We start from the raw sequence: 20158 nt of genomic DNA, 5'->3' as shown, positions 1-20158 counted from the left end.
ATGAAAAAGATAATCTTAAGCTTAGTACTGTTTTTGTCGGTAGCCGCTGTAAAAGCGCAGGACAACGCTATAGATAATATAACAACCTCTTATATCGGCGTGAAAAATGCCCTGGTGGGTAGTAACGGTGTATTGGCAAAAAGCCGTGCTAAAGAATTGTTAGCGGCATTATCTGTACCGGTTAAGGGCTTGCAGCCTGCACAACAAAAGCTTATGGCAAGTTATGCCGATAAGTTAAAATTTGATAGCCGCCATATTAGCCAAACTACCGTAGTAGAACACCAGCGCGAGCATTTTGAAAACCTGTCTAAAAACATGTATGCCCTGTTATTGGGTTTAAAGCTGAATAGCACTACCCTATACCAGCAATATTGCCCCATGAAAAAGGCCTATTGGCTAAGCGAAACAGAAGAAGTACGCAACCCCTATTACGGCGATAAAATGCTGGAATGCGGCGAAGTAAAAGCTACATTGAAGGGTGCTAAGTAATATATTGGTAATTTTGATGTTTAATATTAAAGCGTTGTATTTATAATCAGCGAGTTAACTGTATATTTGTATATGATGAAAAAGGGAATAGTGATAATGATGGCGCTGCTGTATTTAGTTACAGCAACCGGCTTTGCACTAAACCTGCATTACTGCGGCAATCATGTTGCTGCGGTACAAATAAACGCCCCCGCTAAAGCCTGCGGTACGCCAATGGCCAAAATGAAAATGAACTGCTGCAAAAACAGCAAGCTTGATGTAAAGGTTAAAGACAGCCATCAAAGCGAGCAAACTTCGTTCATCGCTAAAGTATTTGCGGTGGCTATCCCTAAATTTAATTTGAGCAGTTACCTTTTTGCCGCGCCAAAATTACAAGCACTAAAATTCTCAGAAAAAAACCCGCCCGATAAAATTTTAAACTCCATTTCTATTTTAGCTAAAGATTGTTTTATTAGGATTTGATGGCTGTGAAAAAACATAAGAAACTTCACACATACATCAACAAAAAATTAAAATAATTTAAGCATAAAATGAAAACTTTAAAGATATATATCATCCTGTTTATAGCAACTGTTACGGTTGCAAAGGCCCAGTTCACCAAAGCCGAATTACAAGTTAGCGGCCTTACCTGCTCTTTGTGCGCACGCACTACCGAAAAATCGTTAAAGGCCCTACCCTTTGTTAGCGAAATTAAACCCGACCTGATACGTAACGTATTCACTATCACCTTTAAAAGCGATGTGCCGGTTGATTTTGAGCAAATAACCAAAAAGGTAAAAAACTCGGGGTTTTCTGTTAACTACCTAAAAACCACGGTTAATTTTGATAACATTAAGCTTGCCGACAATACCTTTACTTACGGTAACGACACCTACAAGCTACTAAACGCCGATAAAGCATTGAGCGGGCCGGTATCGTTAACCTTTGTAGATAAGGGGTTTGCACCTAATTCGGTATCAAAAAAGTACTTAGGTAAAACTCCTGAGGAAACAGCCAATGCGACCGGCCGCACCTACCACGTAGCTATTTAACATCTTCGTAAAACAATAATTTATGAAGAAGATACTATTGGCAATTTGCCTTATGGCATTGTCGTATACTGTATTTGCGCAAGAGTTATATGTAAATACCGAGCCGGCCAGCAACATGGCTACCGGATCGTTAGGTATACGGCTGGAGAACCAGGGGTTTTTCTCGCCCACGTTTAAAAACCGCACCACGCTGGAGGCCATGTACGGTGCCGGGCCAAAATTGATGATACATGGTGCCGCCTATATGTCTGACATGTACCAGCAAAGCCAGCGCTTTGAGGGAGGTAGCTTTTATGCCAAATACCGTTTCCTTTCTATCGATACCGTTCAGGAGCATTTTAGGGGGGCGGTGTTTGGTAAGGCAGCAATAAGCAGCAACCGCTATAACACCCAGGAGATAGCTTTAGAGGGCGATAACACAGGTTTGCAAGGCGGCGTGGTATTTACCCAGCTTTTGCATAAACTGGCTTTATCAGCATCGGCAAGCTATATACGGGGCTATGATAATGCGGGGGCAAATGGAGCGGTGATAACCGGATCAAGGGATGCTATTGCTTATACCTTGTCGGCAGGGCAATTGATATTCCCAAAGGTATACCGCGATTATAACCAAGTTAACCTAAACCTGTATGCCGAGCTGCTGGGCAAAACTAACCCGGGGTATGGCCAAAGCTATTTGGATATAGCCCCGGCTGTTCAATTAATATTTAACAGCGTATGCCGGCTCGACCTGTCGTACCGCGTCCCCTTGCAAAATACCATGCAGCGTAACAGCGCCAACATGTACCTGGTAAGGTTTGAGTACAACTTCTACAATCTTTAAAAATGAAAAAGTACATCTTCACTATAGTTGTAATGGTGAGCTCATCTGTTGTGTATGCGCAGCAGATGGGAAACATGCAACACATGAAAAGCGATACCACCAAAAAAACGCCCATGCACCATCATATAATGATGAAGGGAATGGACCATGATACTGCTAAACATACCATGGGTATGATGACCAGCCAGTTCTCGCTTGACCTGCCCATGAACAGGGATGGTTCGGGGACATCATGGGTGCCCGATGAAACGCCGATGTATATGTACATGATACACAGTAAAAAGTGGATGCATATGATACACGGCAGCTTTTTTGCCCGCTATAACAAGCAGGACCTATTTAACAAAGGCAGTCGTGGCGATAGCCAGTTTGATGCACCTAACTGGTTAATGTATATGGCACAGCGCAAAGTGGGTAATAATGGCCTGTTCGCTATCAACACCATGTTTTCGCTCGATCCTTTTTTGGTGGGCGCCGGTGGCTACCCGCTGCTTTATCAAACAGGCGAATCGTACCGGGGCCGTAAACTGGTTGACAGGCAGCACCCGCACGACCTGTTTGCCGAGCTGAGCTTGGCTTACACCCAACGGGTAGCCAAAGATGCCGACCTTTCCTTATCGGTAGGTTACCCGGGCGAGCCGGCTTTAGGTCCGCCGGTTTTTATGCACCGCTTGTCGGCCATGAACAATCCCGACGCGCCCTTAAGCCACCACTATGCCGATGCTACGCATATTACCTTTGGTACGGCCACTTTAGGGTTCAGGTATAAAAATGTAAAGTTAGAGGGTTCCATATTCACCGGGCGCGAGCCGGATGAACACCGCTATGATTTCGATAAGGCTAAGTTCGATTCGTACTCGGTACGCCTGTCGGTCAATCCATCAAAAGAATGGGCCCTGCAGGTATCAAACGGCTGGCTGCATAGCCCCGAAGAGGCAGAGCCGACAGATAACGTTAAAAGGTTTACCGCGTCGGCGATACACACCAAAATGTTAAATGATGATAGCTATGTGGCTACAACATTAGTATACGGTCAAAATAATCATCATGGTAAAACGCAGCCCGCCGTGTTGTTAGAAAGCAGCCTGCAATTGCATAAAAACGCTATTTATGGCCGCTACGAGTTTGTGCAAAAAGATGCGGGGGAGCTTGACCTTGACAACCAATTCCCCGCTGACCCTAACTTTAACATCAACGCCTTAACCATTGGGTTTAACCGCATATTGGCCACATTTAAACAAACCAATCTAACCGCAGGGCTGCAAGGTTCGTTAAATGTATCGCCAAAAGCATTGCAGCCGCTATATGGCAACGCACCAATAGGTTTCCAGGTGTATTTGCGTGTAACACCGGCCCTGATGAAAATGGGAGCGGTAAAAAGAAGATGGGAAAAATGATCATGTAAAAAAGAAGGGTGGTGCAATTTGCACCACCCTTCTTTTTTAAAACCTTTTAATAGTTTCAACCAAATGTGCCAAATGGTGCTTGCTATGCCAGGAGTATAGGGCAAGGGTTTTCTTTAATGTCACCGTTTCGCCTGATGCGGGGTGTACAAAGGTACGCTCCCATTCGTTTTCGGTAAAGCTTTCAAAAAGGGTAGCCATATGCTGATGTATGCCCTCAAGCATCCTTAACGATGGTTCAACAGCCAGGCGGTAATCAGGCAATAATGCCCAGTCGCCTTCTTCGTAAGGCTTTATAACCGGGTTATTTTCTGTTAAGGCAAGCTTTATACGCGTAAGCGAATTCATGTGGCTATCGGCCATGTGGTGTACCACTTGCCTTAATGTCCATCCACCGGTGCGGTATTGGGTATCTAACTGCCGCTCAGTTAAAGGCATTACAGCATTGCGTACTTTACCGGGCAAGGTTTTAATATCGTTTATCCAACGGCGCTTATCTTCAATAATATAGGTTACCGGTGGTACAAATTTGCCTATAGGGTAACGCATTTGTTCATCTGTCATGGGCTTAAATTATTATTGGGCAATTAATATTTGTTACGGGATAAGATTTTGGTCTAAATTAGCGTTTTGTGCTTGTTTTACTAATCTGATGATAAAAAAATTACTGGTAGTACTATTCCTGTGTATTTCAATCATAAGCGAGGCCGAAACCATTAAAACCGATGTGTTGGTAATAGGGGGCGGTGCAAGCGGTGTGGCAGCGGCCATACAAAGCGCGCGCAGCAAGATAAAAACCATATTGGTTGAACCGGGGCCATGGTTAGGCGGCAGCATGACAGCCGGCGGCATGTGCATACTGGAGGGTAACCGCAATTTACCATCGGGCATATATGGCGAGTTTAGGGGCCGGGTGATAGATTTTTATAAGAAAACCGCCGGGTACGACACCACGCATAACGCGCCTTTGGTTTTTGAACCTTACACTGGTGCCGCCATTCTCAAAAAAATAACCGATACGGTAAAAAATTTAACCGTTAAACTAAATACACCTTTTACCACGGTAAAAAAGAATGGCGCGGTATGGGAAGTTAGCATCACCCAAAACGGTAAAACCGATGTGATCAAAGCAAAGGTATTGGTAGATGCTACTGAACTGGGCGATGTGGTAGCTAAAACCGGCACTATTTTAACATCAGGCTTCGATAGCCGGGGCGATACCAAAGAAGCTTTAGCGCCCGAAAACGCGACCAACCAGATACAGGACATTACCTGGATAGCCATAATAAAAGATTATGGGCAGGGAAGCGAGCCTGTTATGGCGCAGCCGCAGGGTTATGATGCCGCGCAATATTCGGGTCTTAAAGCCGGGGAGGTAAAGAAGCTGTTGGCAACAGGCAAATTGCCTAACGGCAAATACATGGTAAAATGGAGCTGGAACCAAAGCTCGGTAACATCTGATGATTTGAAGCCCGAGAACAGGGACGAGGCCTTCCGTAAAGCCAGGCTGCGAACCTTAGGGCTTATTTATTACCTGCAAACCGCGCTTGGCTATAAAAACCTGGGTCTTTCAGACGAGTACAACACACCCGATCATCTGCCCAATATTCCCTTTATCAGGGAGAACAGGCGGGTAGCCGGTTTAGTACGTATGGTTTTGGATGACATTTATACACCCTATACCCGCGAATCGAAATTATATCGTACATCAATAGGTGTTGGCGATGCCTCGCCCGGCCAGCATTACAGTGTTGCAGGCGCGCCAAAGGTAAATTACCCGCCGTTCCCTGCTTATAGCATCCCCTTAGGGGCCGTAGTTGTAAAAGACCAGGAGAACTTGCTGGTTACCGAAAAGGCCATGTCGGTAACGCATTTGGTTAATGGCAGCATCACCTACCCATCGGTACAAATGACCTTAGGGCAGGGTGTAGGGGCAACAGCCGCTTATTGCGCCTTTTTTAAACTGACCACCAAACAATTGCGGCCGCGAATTATACAAGGCGAGATATTGGATTATAAAGGCTACCTGATGCCCTTTGCCGATATCAACCAAAAAGACCCAGCCTTTAGGGCCATACAACAAATAGGGGCTACCGGTATGCTGCAGGGCATTCAAAAAGTTAACGGCAACAGCGCGCAGGTGCTTTTTATGCCCGATACGATAGTGAAGACGCAGGAGGTTGAGCCCTTTTTAACAGAGATATATTCGCGGGCTTTTTTATGGTTTGGCCGCGAAAAGCCGACGGAGACATTCACCGTGGGCAATTTATTATCTTTCATCAGCGAGATGACCTTGCGCGACCCTGAAAACCTGAAGGACGCGATGCAAAAAACCTGGAAAACCTATTATAAGTTCCCAACGGAGTTTGATATGAAACGCCCGGTTACCCGGCGCGAATTTGCCGTACTGGCCAACCGTTTTTTAAACCCCTTTGCGCGTGCGGTTGATATTTCGGGCAAGCTGATATTATAGCGCTTACTTTTATAACTTTGTTTTATGGAAACCATAACCTGGAACGATTTTGAAAAGGTAGAGTTACGTGCCGGCACCATACTGGAAGTGGCTGATTTCCCCGAAGCGCGCAAACCTGCCTATAAGCTTAAGGTTGATTTTGGCCCATTGGGTATAAAGCAATCAAGCGCCCAGATAACAAAGCATTACACTAAAGAAGAGTTACCCGGCAGGCAAATATTAGGGGTGGTAAACTTCCCCAAAAAGCAAATAGCTACTTTTATGTCGGAATTTTTGGTGACCGGCCTTGCCGATGAAAATGGCGATATTGTATTAACCGCCATTGATAAACCTGTGCCTAACGGTAGTAAACTCATCTGACATGCTGTTTGTAAACTGGTTATTTAAAAGAACATTTAAGGGGAACATATAATGCGATATTTTACTTTCGGCGATGAACAACCGGCCATATCCCCCGACGAGTTTTTTATGAACGAGGCCTTAAAAGAGGCGCGTTTGGCTTTAAAAGAGGATGAGATACCTATTGGTGCCGTTGTGGTTTGCAAAGGCAAGATAATTGGCCGCGGGCATAACTTAACCGAGCGTTTAAATGACGTATCGGCACATGCCGAAATGCAGGCCTTAACCGCCGCAGCCAATTCAATGGGCGGCAAATACCTGCCCGAATGCACTTTGTATGTAACCATGGAGCCATGCGTAATGTGCGCCGGTGCATCGTACTGGTTTCAAATTGGCCGCATAGTTTTTGGCGCTTACGATGCCAACCGCGGCTTTGGCCGGATAAATCAAAAAATAACACATCCTAAAACATTAATTAGCGGCGGTATTCACGAAAACGAATGTGCCGAACTGGTGCGTGATTTTTTTAGGAGCAAGCGCAATAAGGCTTAGTTTTATACACGAATTAACTAAAACTTGACATTGATATAGAACAAAGCTTCGCCGTTGTTGGTTTGTCTCCAACAACCTTTAGCACAGGTAAAAGATATGCAGGTTTAAGTGTATGGCGGCTTGTTGGTGACAACACTAACAAGGGCAGACGAAAAGATTAAATTGTGGGGGGAGTGTGCGATTCCTTCCCTGGGGAAGGAGGAGGTAGGGGTTAAATCAGGCGTCAAGCTAACTTGTAACCCATCGCTTATATAACCCCTCCCTGCCTTTGCGCTCATATCTTACCGCACCCCTCCCCGGGGGAGGGAATTAAATTCTTCCGTGCCCCTATAGTGACACATCTACAAGCGCAATAAGGCTTAGTTTATACACGAATTAACTAAAACTTGACATTGATATAGAACAAAAACTATATTCATCCCTTATATTTGTTCATCACGATTTAGTTTAACCTTAAAAATAGAAATATTATGGCATTTACACTACCGGCGTTAGCATACGCTACCGATGCACTGGAACCGCATATTGATAAAGCTACTATGGAAATTCACCATGGTAAACATCACCAGGCTTATGTTACCAACCTAAACAAAGCTTTAGAAGGTAAGCCAGAAGCAGATGGTAATATTGAAGACATTATTAAAAACATATCTAAATATCCAATGCCGGTTCGTAACAACGGTGGCGGCCATTACAACCACACTTTGTTTTGGACATTGTTATCACCAAACGGTGGTGGCGAGCCTACAGGCGCATTGGCCGATGCTATAAAAAGCACCTTCGGTTCGTTTGCCGATCTGAAAACTAAGGTATCTGAGGCAGGTGCTACACGTTTTGGTTCGGGCTGGGCATGGTTAATTGTTACTGCCGATAAAAAACTGGCTGTTACATCTACCCCTAACCAGGATAGTCCTTTAATGGATATAGCCGAAGTAAAAGGTACCCCAATATTAGGTATTGACGTTTGGGAGCACGCTTACTACTTAAAATACCAAAACCGCCGCCCTGATTACCTGGCAGCTATTTGGAACGTAATTAACTGGAACCATGTTGCCGAGCTTTACGCTAAAGCAACAGCTTAAGTTAAAACATAAATAATACAGAAAGCGGCAGGTGGAAACATTCTGCCGCTTTTTTAATTTAATATTACACGTCTACTTATTATATCACCCGTCATTGCGAGGTACGAAGCAATCTCCCTTAATGCAGGGCGTTTAAGCACGGTTGTAAGATTACTTCGTTAACAGCAATAACAAACTCATCATACCTATGAAAGCAATCGTCTTAGAATCCGCAGAAAACCCTATCGTATACAAAGAGGTTGATAAACCCACACCCGGCCCCGGCGAGGTATTGGTTAAAATAAAGGCGGCAGCCTTAAACCGCCGCGATTACTGGATAAGCATAGGTAAATATGCCGGTATAAAGTACCCTACTGTATTGGGTGCCGATGGCGCCGGTATTGTTGCCGAAGCAGGCGAAGGCGCGGGTGACTGGCTGAATAAAGAAGTGGTAATCAACCCATCGCACAACTGGGGCGACCATGATGAATTTCAATCAAAAGACTTTAAAATATTGGGCCTGCCAGATGATGGCACTTTGGCCGAGTATGTGTTGGTTAAAGCGGAGTACCTTTACCCCAAACCGACGCACTTAACCTTTGAGCAGGCTGCCGCACTGCCTTTGGCCGGTTTAACCGCTTACCGTGCTTTATTTACCAAGGCTAAAATTAAAAAGGGCGATACCGTACTCATCATAGGCGTTGGCGCAGGTACAGGATCGTTTTTATTACAATTTGCATTTGCGGCGGGGTGTAGGGTGTTTGTAACATCGGGTACGGGCGAAAAGATAGAAAAGGCCAAGTTGCTTGGTGCGTCTGCAGGGGTAAGCTACAAAGCGCAGGATTGGGCCGAGCAGTTAAAGCAATTGGCGGGTGGTTTTGACGCGGTTATAGATAGTGCCTTAGGCCCCGATTTTAATAAGATACCCGACTTGTGTAATCCCGGCGGGCGCATTGTGTTTTTTGGCGGTACGGCGGGTAACATCCCCGAGCTGAACGCCCGCCCCATATTTTGGAAACAGCTGCAAATATTAGGCACAACCATGGGCACGCAGCAGGAGTTTAAGGCCATGCTTGATTTTGTAAACGAACATAAAATTGTGCCGGTGGTCGACGAGGTTTTTCCTTTAGCCAATGCAAAAGATGCCTTTAGTAAAATGGCCGATGCCAAACAGTTTGGAAAAATTGTGTTGAGCGTTCAATAATTTTGGAGACAGCAAACGGAGACAATTTTTTTAAAATGAAAAACTGCTTCATTCACTTTTTTATATCAAATAAAATTTTATATTAGTGAGTGAGGGGTAGCGAATTAAAACGAAAAAAAGAGAAAAATTCCCGCAATACGAACAAAAAAATGGAATAATTTATAGCTAAAGGTGGAATGTAATGGGCCAACGCAGCCTGCAGGGCCACTTTTGAGTATCAAAAACCATAAAAATGGACGACATCCTAAATTTAAGAGTCGATAGGATCAAATGGGAGCTACACGATACCGCTACTTTTTACCTGGTTGAGTTTGCAGGGCGTAAAATACCTTACAAGGCAGGCCAGTTTATTACCCTTATATTCAAGCATCACGGCCAGGAGATACGGCGCTCATATTCCCTTAGTTCATCACCCGACGAGGCCTTATTGGCCATTACTGTTAAACGTGTAAGTAACGGCGAAATATCGCGTTTTTTGCTAACTAAAGTGAATGTAGGCGATATGCTTACAGCGGTTAAGCCGGCGGGTGTTTTTACAATTACCGACCACGAAGAGCAAAAAGACATCATCTATTTTGCCGCTGGAAGCGGCATAGTACCGGTGTTTTCGCAGCTGAAATATATCCTTAACCGTCAGGGCGATAGCAAGTTGCATTTGATATACAGCTGCCAGGATGAACGGTCGGTTATCTTTCATAATGAACTAACCGAGCTAACGGAGACCTATCCCGACAGGCTTAATATTATATACTTACTAAGCAGTGAAGCCAACCGGTTGAACAACCTGGTTGTTGAGCGATATGTGAATCAGCAACTGGTGTTTTCGAGGGAAAAGGCAGCTTTTTACCTATGCGGGCCATTTGTATATATGCGTATGATACAGCTTACCCTGCTGTATATGGGTATCCATCATCAGCAAATACATCGCGAAAACTTTGTATTAGAAACCATACCTGTAACCGGCACACAGACCAATTATCCGCCTAAAAACATCCGTATTAGCTATAAAAACGAACTCCACAATGTAATAGAAGGAGAGAACCAATCAATCCTTCAGGCGGCGCTGCAAAACAAGATAAACCTGCCCTACAGCTGCCGTAGCGGCATGTGCTCGGCATGTGTAGCTTTCTGTAAAACAGGCAAAGTGGAGATGGCTAAGAACGAGGTACTAACCGATGAGGACATCGCCAAAGGCTGGATACTTACCTGCACAGGCCATGCCGTTACCGATAATGTATTAATAGAATACCCTGAAAAATAGTTGCTTGCAAGCCTATCAAATTATACCTGGGCTACCTGTTGTTTATGTGTTTTCCGGTGAATTGCATTACGCACCTTTGCTGATTTCGACTTGTTTTTCTTGCGTTTACCCCACCAGATAATAAAGCCGGTAACGGGTAAGCTGGCGCAAATCAAGCTGGCTAAAAAAGCAATGATCTTGGTGGTTAAACCACCAATTTGACCTACATGGATGTCGTAATTCATCTCATTAAGCTTAAGGCCGGGGCTCTTCTTATTGTATATGTACGACTTTAGCAGCTTGCCATTGTACTTGTCAAATTCGAAACCATTGGCATTAGAGTAGTGCAGCGATTTTGCATAAGCACCAACGCCAATAGCCCCCGATAAAGCAGGGTCGTTATGGATCAAAAACATTTCAGCATCAGGGGCTTGCTGCCTGGCGTATGCAAATGCTATATCAACAACAGGCTGCTTAGCAAGCCCGGCCCTTTTAAGTGAATCGGACTTAGGTTCGGTTACTTCATCCTCATATTTGATGTTTCTGCCAACATTTGCAGTGTTGTATATGGCTTTACTTACCGGCTGAAAAGCTATAGCTAAGCCTGTTATAGACAATATGATGGCAATAGACGTCGCGTAAAAACCAAGCACGTTATGCAGATCATAGTTAACCCTGCGCCAGCGGCCACCCCATTTAATGGTAAAGCTGCGCTTGCGGTCGCTTTTGCGTTTGGGCCACCAAAGGATCAACCCTGTTATCATGATCACCATAAAAATGATAACCGATACGCCAACTACCCACTTGCCAATGGCCGGCGGCAGCAGCAAATACAGGTGAATGTATTCTACAACCACAAAAAAGTTGCTCTGTAGCTGTTCGTGATAGGTGATTTTACCTGTGTATGGGTTTAAATAGATAAATTCATAGCCATCTTTACCCAGGTTGGCATATACAGCGGCAGGGCGCTCTTTACCATAGTAGTAAATAAAATCAGACGATGCCTTAGGGTAAGTTTTTTTAACTTCGTTAATTAGTTGCGATGGCTGTATATATGGCTTACCCGTATTTTGCACGGTACGGTGTTTGTATATGGCATCCTGTATCTCATCCTGAAAACAAAAGATACAGCCCGTAATACTTACAATAAACACCACAAGCCCGGAAATAAATCCGAGCCAGCGGTGGCAAAAAAGTATTACTTTTTTAAATGGGGTCATGGTTACAATTTATAGGTTGCGCTTAGTACAAACTGGCGTAATCGCTGCGGATTAATTGTAGTATAGCCGGTATAGTAGTGCTTGTCGGTTAAGTTATTAACGCTAAGCCCGAAACGATATTTAGCCCTGTCGTAAAATACGTTGCTATTTAACACTGTGTAAGATGGTAATTCAAATGTACCCTGATTAACGCTATTGATGATCTTGTTTTTGCTGGCGTAGTTACCACCAAAACCAAGCCCTAAGCCTTTAATGGCACTTTCGGGTAAGCGGTAGCTTACATAAAAGTTACCCAAATATGGCGAGCCTGCGGTATTTGGGCGAAGACCTTGTACATCAGCATCAGATTTGGTGTACTTAGAATCGTTGTAGGCAAAACCGGCTACAATATTAATTGAAGGTATGGGGTTGGCAATAATCTCAGCCTCGAAACCTTTGCTATTTTGTGTGCCGTCCTGTACCTGTATTGCCTGGGCACCAGAGCCGGGCTCTGTACGTAATACATTAGTAAGGTTAATTCGGTAGTAGCTAATGGTACCATTTAATTTACCATTAAATAAGGCCATTTTAACACCACCTTCTATTTGATTGGCATTTTGAATTTTTGCCATTGTTGACACGTTATTTCTATTGATGTAAAAGCCAGGATTCTGGAAACCATTCTGATAGTTTACAAATAAGGATAAAGCCTCTTTAATTGGCTGATAAATCAAGCCAAATTTTGGTGAGAAAGCAGTTTGACTAAACGATGGGCTTGACAGCGAGCCATCCAGGTTATAGCTACCTTTATTCTCAAAGCGATCTACACGTAGACCTGCCGATGCAATTAAGCGGTCGGTTAGGTTAATCACGTCTGACGCATAAGCACTGTAAGTATTGGTTTTGTAGATGTAGGGGTATGCTGCGGCAGGGTTAAAAACATTGGCATCAACCAATATTTTGTTGAACGCACCGTAATCATAAGTAGGGTCGTTTATAGGTGCTATGCCGTAAGATCCGCCATAGTACACTTGATTAGAATTTTGGTGTTGAAAATCTAAACCAACAACAAAACGGTGGCGCGTAGTGCCGATGTTAAAATCACCGTTGATGTTTTCCTGGATCTCTATAGCATTAAGTTTACTATGGTAGGTAGACTGGTCATTACGATAAATATAATTTGCCTCGCCTGGAAGATCAGGCAGATCTGCTACTCCAGGCTTGCGTGCGAGTTTAATAGCTGTAGAATCGGTAACCAGGTAGAAATAAGGGCTTGCACCATTGGAGTAACTATTAGATGAAGAGAATACAGTTTGTGAAGTAAGCTTATCAGAGAATTTATATTTAGCCTCTGCAAAATAATTTAAGCTACGGCTAAAAGAAGTTATGTCATCATTTACATAAGCGTTTTTATAATTGATATTTAAATCGCTTACTTTGGTTACACCCAAAGCTTTTGGCGGCGAATCATAGTAGAAGAAGAAGAAGGGCTTTGCTGAATTTCGGCCAACGAATACTTCACTTTCTAATAAAAAGGATAGCTTATCATTAGCCTTAATAGCTAAGCTTGGCGCTGCAGAAAACGTACGGCTTTTACCATAGTTTTGAAAGCTGCCTTCATAATTATAGGCCGAATTTAAACGGAAAGCTACATTTGAGCTAAGGGGGGTATTCAAATCTATACTGGTGCGATTTAAATCGTAATTACCAACGGTGTGGCCAATTTCTAAACCAAATGCCTCATATGGCTTTTTAGTTACTCTATTTACCAAGCCACCAAATGAAGTTAGTGTGCTGCCAAACAAAGTAGCGGATGGGCCTTTTATCACTTCTATCTTGTCTATGTTAGTAGCATCAATACTGCTGGTAACTAAGCCGGCAATACCGTTACGCAAACGGGTTTGAGTAACAAAACCACGCAACGTAAAATAGCCACCACCATCACCTGCACGGCTGGTTGCATCCCACATTTTTTGTATACCGGGCACATTACGTAAAGCGTCTTCAACATTATATACTTGTTGTTCTTTTAATAAACTACCGGTTACAGTAGTATAGCTTTGCGCATTCTCTAACGGAGCCAACGGAATCTTGGCGGCATCGGTACTTATGCGCGCAGTAAAGCGGTTAGAGCGGCTTGCAATTACATTTATCTCACTTAATTGCGACGTACTGGCGTTAATAGTAATTTGCGGGACTAATGATACTTGACCTGCATTTACTGTTACGGGTATTTCTACACGTGGTACACCAACATACGATATAATGATTTTGTATGCCCCTGCCGGTGCACGAAATGAAAACTCGCCGGCTTCGTTAGTAACAGTACCATAATTGGTACCTTCTAAACCAATTGATACATTACCGGCCGGTTCGTTTTTGCCGGTAACAACTTTACCGCTAACGGTACCACGACTGGTTTGTGCAGCGGTTGTATTGGGATTAATAAAAGAAAAGATTACGGTTAAAACGATAATTATGGCAGAGGAAATAGGTTGACGTAGATTCATATTTATTTAGACTAATTATTAATAGTGCCGCAAATGTAGATTATAAAAATGTTTACTGCAAGTTATTTAGAATAATTATAAATAATAAATGACCTTTAGTCTGTTATATTTGTGAGAAACAGGCACTATGAAAAGAATAGCTATTGATATGGATGAAGTAATCTCGGATGCCATTCAGCGTTTTGCAGACTGGTATAAAAGAGATTACAATATTGAATTTACACCTGAACAATTAAGCTCAAGTCGCTTTGAAGACCTTTTAGAAGAAGGACACCGGTATAAAGTAAAGGAATACGCTCATCACGAAGATTTTTTTAAAGATTTGAATATTATACCTGGTAGCCAGGAGGTGATAAATGAGCTTCATAAAAAGTATGAACTGTTTATTACTACAGCTGCAATGGAGTTCCCTTACTCGTTTAAACATAAGCTCAATTGGCTTAATACTCATTTTCCATATATATCATGGACTAATATTGTGTTTTGCGGCGATAAGAGTATTATTAATGCCGACTACCTGATTGATGACAACGTAAGGCATTTTAAACGATTTATAGGGCAAGGCGTGCTTTTCACAGCATCTCATAATAGAAATGTTGAGTGGGATGTTAGAGTAGACTCGTGGGATGATGTAGCTAAAATGTTCCTATAGTTATTTGGTACCGCCTTTAACTCTTACAGCATTATCTTTTACAAAAGTTTCCCAGCCCGAGTAAGATTTTTTGCTTTTGCTACCCGTGCTGCTTTTAACTGATGATGTAGTGATTTTTTGGAACGAGTGGCATACTGCTACGGCAAGTCCGTCTGTCGCATCTAAAAAATCTGGTGTTTCGTTAAATTTTAAAAGGGTTTGCAACATCGCGGCAACCTGCTCTTTTGTGGCGCTTCCGTTGCCAGTAATAGACTGCTTTATCTTACGGGGCGAGTATTCGGTAATAGTAACATTACGTGATAATGCAGCTGCCATACATACGCCCTGTGCCCGGCCTAATTTTAGCATTACCTGTATATTTTTACCGTAGAAAGGAGCTTCAATAGCCAGGCAGTCGGGTTTGTAGTTATCAATAAGCGCAACGGTTTTTTCGAATATGCGCTGTAGCTTAAGCATGTGGTCGTCTATCTTATCCATCTTCACCACCCCTAAACTTATCAATTCTATTTTCGGTCCTTTTTCCAATACCAGGCCATATCCCATAACGGCCGTGCCCGGGTCGATGCCTAAAATAATACGCTCTTTATGAATAACGGGCTCCATTGCTACAAAACTAATATTTAAGCAATGGTTTTATGCAAAGCGGCCATATATTCTTGCCTTGTTATCATATGTGCTCCCATTGATGCTAAATGATCAGTATAAACCTGGCAATCTATTAACTCATATTGGCTACTTTGACAAAGCGATATTAAGGCTACTTTTGATGCATTGCTGACTTTACTAAACATACTTTCGCCGCAAAATACGGTACCGATTGCAACACCATATAAGCCACCAACTAAGCGTTGGTTTTGCCATACCTCTATAGAATGAGCAAAGCCTGCATCATGTAAATTTGAATAAGCAGCTTGCATATCTGTGGTTATCCATGTACCATCCTGCCCTTCGCGCGGAGCAGTTGAACATGATTTTACTACCTCATTAAAGCAGTTATCGTAAGTAATAGTAAATGCGCCTGATCTTAATATTCGCTTCATTGACTTAGACACGTTTAACCGCTCAGGATATAACACAAATCGTTCATGTGGCGAAAACCAAAGAATTGGGTCGTCTTCGCTATACCAGGGGAATATGCCGCTTTTATAAGCTAATGCCAAACGCTCTACAGATAAATCGCCACCTATAGCTAATAGACCGTCAGGTTCGGCCAACCCAGCATCGGGGAAAAGAATACGATCATCAAGACGGAATATCATCCGGCAAATTTAAGCCTTACGCCGTATTACCAGTTTTTTATTTTGTGCTTTGGCAATATTATCCATGTACTGCTGCATTTCGGTATATTTTGCTGCAGGTATCATTTGGGTAGTTAAATTAAACTTTGCAGTACTTACCACCTGGTTTTTACCGGTTATATAGGTATAGTTAACCTCGTAATTACCGTAACTGAATTTGAAACTTTGATTGGTTGGCAATGTTTCTACCTCAAAACCTGTTGGCAGATCAATTGTGGTTACACAGGTTTTTTGCATTGGCTGCTCAAAGTAGAAATCAGTTTTTCTTTTTTCTAAAACAGGTACCGTTAGCCGCCATAGGTCAAACACCCGCGGGCGATAAAACTGCTTATCGCCGCTGGTTATGTCAGAAAATTTATCGTACTCTAAATCTATGGCTACCTCTTTAATCCCATTATTATCTGCGAGGGGCGTAAATTCAATAACAGATGGCTGCTTCATGTTCATCATTCTTATGAGATATTCTTTTTGCTCATCGTTTTTTAAGGTAGCAATACCTATATAATCATCTCTGTAGGCACCAGTGCTTAGTATCTTCACTTTTGCCTTGGCTCCGCCCTCAGCGTCGAGCATAATGTGGACCTCACTATTAAACTGATTGTCGATGCCTGTGCTTTTAGGGGTGTTTACAAGCTTGCCGCCATCATCGGTAATTAATAAAGCGTTTCTGTTTTCGGTAAAAGTACCCAGCTTGCCAAAAGGTTGCGTATTGCTGGTGCATTCCAGCCAGGTAGTATCACCTTTAAAAGGCACACATAATATAATATGATTAAATGGATCAGCCGGGAAATTGGCATCGGCGGGCTCTTGATTTGTGCCAGCCCTAACTAATGCATAATGCGATTGTATGTTAACAGCCTTTAGCAAAGCATACATGTAATTTGACAGGGCCTTACAATCACCATATTTTTTCTCATCTACAAACGATGCCGGGAATGGTTTTAAGCCCCCAATGCCTAACTGTATACTTACATACCGCATGTTTTTTTGCATGTATTCGTATAAAAACTTAGCCTTATCCTTATCGGTTTTAAGGTTGGCGGTCATTGTTCTTATTTCCTCGGTACGTTTTGCGTCAAGGGTGCAAACCGGGTCATTTAAAGCCTTTATCCATTTGCCGAAACTTTGCCAGGTGGTAAAGTCTCCGGCGAGGTCATTAAATTCAAATAAATTAGTTGCAAATAATATTTTAGGGTATACCTGCCAATCTAATGCCTCATCTTCGGGCTTGGTAGCCTTTATGCCTGCTATTTTCCATGTATATATATCATATTTATTATCAGCGCTTTTTTGTGGGACAAGGTTAGTGTTCTTGTTTTTGTACCTAAAGCCGACAGAAGGCAATGCATTAACTGTATAAGTTGCATATTGAACTGATTTCTCGGCTTCCTGCATACTCCATTCATCCAAATCGAGATAACTGTCTTTTTCTACTTCATACGATATTTCTATAGTCATCGGGTAAGAGGCAACAGGGTGTTCTAAAGCGAGCAGTCGTGAGTCTGTAATAATAGAAATACCGTCAGTGGCTGATCTGTCGTACATATCACTTTTATGGTATTTTTTTAATTGAATTCCAGCAGCGTTATAGGCTATTATTTCTACACGATCGACACTACTATATTTTTTATCATAAAATAGCACAAGGCGAGCATCGTCATCGCCCTTTTCGTTAAGTATGGTAGTGATGCTATGATGCTTATGATTAACCTTACCCGGAGCCGTAATAACAAGTTCATCAGAAGAATACCGCACAACCGAATTGGCATTTTCTTTTAAAGAGTCGGGTACTGATGATGCTAAATAAAGATCTTTTGTTAGCGCTTTATTTTGTGCCTTTAATTTAAATGAAAATAGTAAGCAAATGCCCGATAACAGTATAAATATGGTAAATTGAATCCGTTTAATCCCTTTTCTCATCCCTTTTTCAATACAATTTGTTCGTTAAGCATTTCATACATTTTCTTGAAAAACTCGTGTAACTCGGGATAATTCTCTTTAAAATACATATTCTTTTTGTAATCAATATTATACCGTACAACAACACTGCCGTTAGCTTCTGCTGTTATACGCCTAAAGCTAATGCTTCCATCGGGTGTGGTCATTGCGATGCTTTTAGGCAGGGCTTCTAATTTGTAATTAGCAGGTATTTTATAAGTGCCGTTTATAGTATAGTTATTCCGATAGCCAAATTCAATATTGGTAAACCGGGTCTCATTTATAAACGGATTTGTTTTAAGCGAGGTAAATAAGTTTGAGTTAAAATAGATGTAGTTGTCATCAGAACCGGTGAGATCAAGATTAAAATTGATATTTTGTGTTAATGGCAAAGTATCAATATCCATGTTATCGAATTTAAGAGAGGTTACCTTTATTGTATTATTATTATCCCTTAAATTGTCGGTATATTTTTTTTCGCCATCTGTTTTAAAGCTTTGGACACAATTTATACGATTATAGCTAAAGCTGTTTATTTGCGCTGTACCCTCAAGTTTCCCTTCTGGCTTAATATCGGCGGTTATTAATATTACCTGCCTAACCGGCGCCTCGTGTGATAAAAATACCATATCGTATTGATCCTTGTCTTTATCAATATACAAAGCTTCGTTATTAAGTAGGGTGTAAGGTATTTCGTTATATATGTTATACTTACTTGTAGCATCTAATACATACCTTTTTGCGCTGTCAATTGGTATGTAAACCACCGCGCGGTTAAACTGATTAATATTGGTATAATAATGAACTACCTTACCATGACTGCGGGTACTCACTACCATTGGATAAGCAGTAACCCCCGATTTTTTTAAGAGATGGTAAAGTATTAAATTTATTTCGGCAGAGTTACCTGTTTTTTTATCCCATGCCTTTGAAGTTCCATCGTTGGTGTACCAGCGATCGACCCCATCCCATTTCATAGTATTTTTCACCTCATTAAATAGGTATTCAATCTTTTCGTTGTCTGTTTTTAATGCTTTGGCTTTAAGTATTATAACTTCTTCGCCTGTAAGTTTTCGCTTTAATTGCGAACCAAAGTCTTCAAAATCGGCAAGGTAGCCGCCCACTTTTGCCCATGTATCGTTATATGACCGGCTGTAACTTCCGTTTGGTTGTATACCGGTAAGTTGGTAGGTAACCGATTGCAAATTATCATCATATGACGACATGTAAGGCTCATCGGGTAATGAATGAACATTTGCCATTGCCCTTATATGTATGTCAGACTTACCCGACTTGTTTGAAGTCTCATTTTTAACTAAAGGCATTGTTATATTTGCCCTAAGCGAAAAGTATAACTCATTTGGGACAGTAGTTGTAAATTCACTATACTGTGTAGGTATTTTGTCTTGAAAGTACCAATCGGGGAAGCTGATAATAGAATTTGTATTCCAGGTGTATTTATACTCGATTATTGAACCTGCTTTTACATTAGGCATACTAAACACTATAGCCGACCACATCTTATCAACAGTTTCTGTGTAGATAAACTTTTTATCGATCGGCGTGATTTCTACTTTGCCATTAACCAGGTTAATAGTTTGCGCTTTAACGCCTGTGATATATTCCAGGCGATTGCCACTGTAGTATTCGATACGAATGTTGGCGTTATCTTTACCGTTATCATTAAAAATTTTTATCCGTTTATGCCTTTCCATTGCCAAATCCCAGTTGGCGTCATAATAGGCATCGCCTTTATCAAATAATATCATAGCATTAGCGCCCTTTTCAAAGGCGCAATCTTTCATCAAAAGTTCAGCAGTATCAATTTTACCGTAAGGCTTTATAGGAGCAGGAGAGGTTTGTGCTTTGGAAAAAAAGGAAACACAGCATAGTAACAGCAGGGTAAAAATTCTGTTCATATTAATTAAGGTTAGGTATTACGAATA

The 20158-nt window shown here is 42.1% G+C and carries 19 protein-coding genes; 12 read left to right on the top strand and 7 right to left on the bottom strand.

Features of this window, described 5'->3' with window-relative positions; genetic code table 11:
- The 5 genes from FFF34_011480 (at window position 1) to FFF34_011460 (ending at window position 3740) form a co-directional block, all read left to right on the top strand.
- Entirely contained in the window at window positions 1-489 is a 489-nt protein-coding gene (locus FFF34_011480; GenBank protein ID TSD64526.1) for a DUF3347 domain-containing protein, read from the top strand.
- A gap of 72 nt (window positions 490-561) precedes the next feature.
- Window positions 562-951: a hypothetical protein gene (locus tag FFF34_011475; GenBank protein ID TSD64525.1), complete on the top strand. Its 390-nt coding sequence runs from the start codon at window positions 562-564 to the stop codon at window positions 949-951.
- A gap of 68 nt (window positions 952-1019) precedes the next feature.
- Window positions 1020-1520, top strand: coding sequence for a heavy-metal-associated domain-containing protein (locus FFF34_011470; protein ID TSD64524.1), 501 nt, complete (start codon window positions 1020-1022; stop codon window positions 1518-1520).
- 22 nt (window positions 1521-1542) lie between these two features.
- Window positions 1543-2343, top strand: a complete 801-nt coding sequence (locus FFF34_011465) for a hypothetical protein (GenBank protein TSD64523.1) — start codon at window positions 1543-1545, stop codon at window positions 2341-2343.
- Between the two features lie 2 nt (window positions 2344-2345).
- Complete coding sequence (locus FFF34_011460) at window positions 2346-3740, top strand: hypothetical protein (protein ID TSD64522.1); 1395 nt, start codon at window positions 2346-2348, stop codon at window positions 3738-3740.
- Window positions 3741-3785: 45 nt separating this feature from the next.
- Here the strand turns inward: FFF34_011460 and FFF34_011455 are convergent, their stop codons facing one another.
- Entirely contained in the window at window positions 3786-4310 is a 525-nt protein-coding gene (locus FFF34_011455) for a putative metal-dependent hydrolase (protein ID TSD64521.1), read from the bottom strand.
- Here FFF34_011455 and FFF34_011450 point away from each other — a divergent pair.
- From FFF34_011450 to FFF34_011425, 6 genes are all read left to right on the top strand, one after another.
- On the top strand, window positions 4309-6219 hold the full coding sequence (locus FFF34_011450; protein ID TSD64520.1) for an FAD-dependent oxidoreductase: 1911 nt from the start codon (window positions 4309-4311) through the stop codon (window positions 6217-6219). The genes FFF34_011455 and FFF34_011450 overlap by 2 nt on opposite strands.
- A 24-nt stretch (window positions 6220-6243) precedes the next feature.
- Complete coding sequence (locus FFF34_011445; GenBank protein ID TSD64519.1) at window positions 6244-6579, top strand: tRNA-binding protein; 336 nt, start codon at window positions 6244-6246, stop codon at window positions 6577-6579.
- Window positions 6580-6630: 51 nt separating this feature from the next.
- Window positions 6631-7110, top strand: a complete 480-nt coding sequence (locus FFF34_011440; protein TSD64518.1) for a nucleoside deaminase — start codon at window positions 6631-6633, stop codon at window positions 7108-7110.
- 470 nt (window positions 7111-7580) lie between these two features.
- The gene (locus FFF34_011435; GenBank protein TSD64517.1) at window positions 7581-8192 is read left to right on the top strand and encodes a superoxide dismutase; all 612 of its coding nucleotides are present in this window, start codon (window positions 7581-7583) and stop codon (window positions 8190-8192) included.
- A 187-nt stretch (window positions 8193-8379) separates the two neighbouring features.
- Window positions 8380-9375, top strand: a complete 996-nt coding sequence (locus tag FFF34_011430; GenBank protein ID TSD64516.1) for a zinc-binding dehydrogenase — start codon at window positions 8380-8382, stop codon at window positions 9373-9375.
- Between the two features lie 232 nt (window positions 9376-9607).
- Window positions 9608-10636: a ferredoxin--NADP reductase gene (locus tag FFF34_011425; protein ID TSD64515.1), complete on the top strand. Its 1029-nt coding sequence runs from the start codon at window positions 9608-9610 to the stop codon at window positions 10634-10636.
- A gap of 20 nt (window positions 10637-10656) precedes the next feature.
- On the opposite strand, the gene FFF34_011420 is transcribed toward FFF34_011425, so the two are convergent.
- Window positions 10657-11835 (bottom strand): PepSY domain-containing protein, encoded by a 1179-nt coding sequence (locus FFF34_011420; GenBank protein ID TSD64514.1) that lies wholly within the window; start codon window positions 11833-11835, stop codon window positions 10657-10659.
- A 2-nt stretch (window positions 11836-11837) separates the two neighbouring features.
- Window positions 11838-14324: a TonB-dependent receptor gene (locus tag FFF34_011415; protein ID TSD64513.1), complete on the bottom strand. Its 2487-nt coding sequence runs from the start codon at window positions 14322-14324 to the stop codon at window positions 11838-11840.
- A 127-nt stretch (window positions 14325-14451) separates the two neighbouring features.
- Between FFF34_011415 and FFF34_011410 the strand changes: the two genes are divergently transcribed.
- On the top strand, window positions 14452-14976 hold the full coding sequence (locus tag FFF34_011410; GenBank protein TSD64512.1) for a 5'-3'-deoxyribonucleotidase: 525 nt from the start codon (window positions 14452-14454) through the stop codon (window positions 14974-14976).
- Here the strand turns inward: FFF34_011410 and ruvC are convergent, their stop codons facing one another.
- From ruvC to FFF34_011390, 4 genes are read right to left on the bottom strand one after another with little or no spacing between them, the layout of a single operon-like run.
- Window positions 14977-15579, bottom strand: coding sequence for a crossover junction endodeoxyribonuclease RuvC (gene ruvC / locus FFF34_011405; protein TSD64511.1), 603 nt, complete (start codon window positions 15577-15579; stop codon window positions 14977-14979).
- A 17-nt stretch (window positions 15580-15596) separates the two neighbouring features.
- Window positions 15597-16235 carry a leucyl/phenylalanyl-tRNA--protein transferase gene (locus FFF34_011400; GenBank protein TSD64510.1) on the bottom strand — a complete coding sequence of 213 codons (639 nt, stop codon included), beginning with the start codon at window positions 16233-16235 and terminating at the stop codon, window positions 15597-15599.
- A 9-nt stretch (window positions 16236-16244) separates the two neighbouring features.
- On the bottom strand, window positions 16245-18194 hold the full coding sequence (locus FFF34_011395; GenBank protein ID TSD64509.1) for a DUF3857 domain-containing protein: 1950 nt from the start codon (window positions 18192-18194) through the stop codon (window positions 16245-16247).
- Window positions 18191-20131 carry a DUF3857 domain-containing protein gene (locus FFF34_011390; protein TSD64508.1) on the bottom strand — a complete coding sequence of 647 codons (1941 nt, stop codon included), beginning with the start codon at window positions 20129-20131 and terminating at the stop codon, window positions 18191-18193. The genes FFF34_011395 and FFF34_011390 overlap by 4 nt, the downstream gene beginning before the upstream one ends.
- Window positions 20132-20158 lie beyond the last annotated feature (27 nt).

It is taken from the genome of Inquilinus sp. KBS0705, assembly GCA_005938025.2.
Classification (GTDB): domain Bacteria; phylum Bacteroidota; class Bacteroidia; order Sphingobacteriales; family Sphingobacteriaceae; genus Mucilaginibacter.
This window is presented reverse-complemented; position numbering and strand designations above follow the sequence as displayed.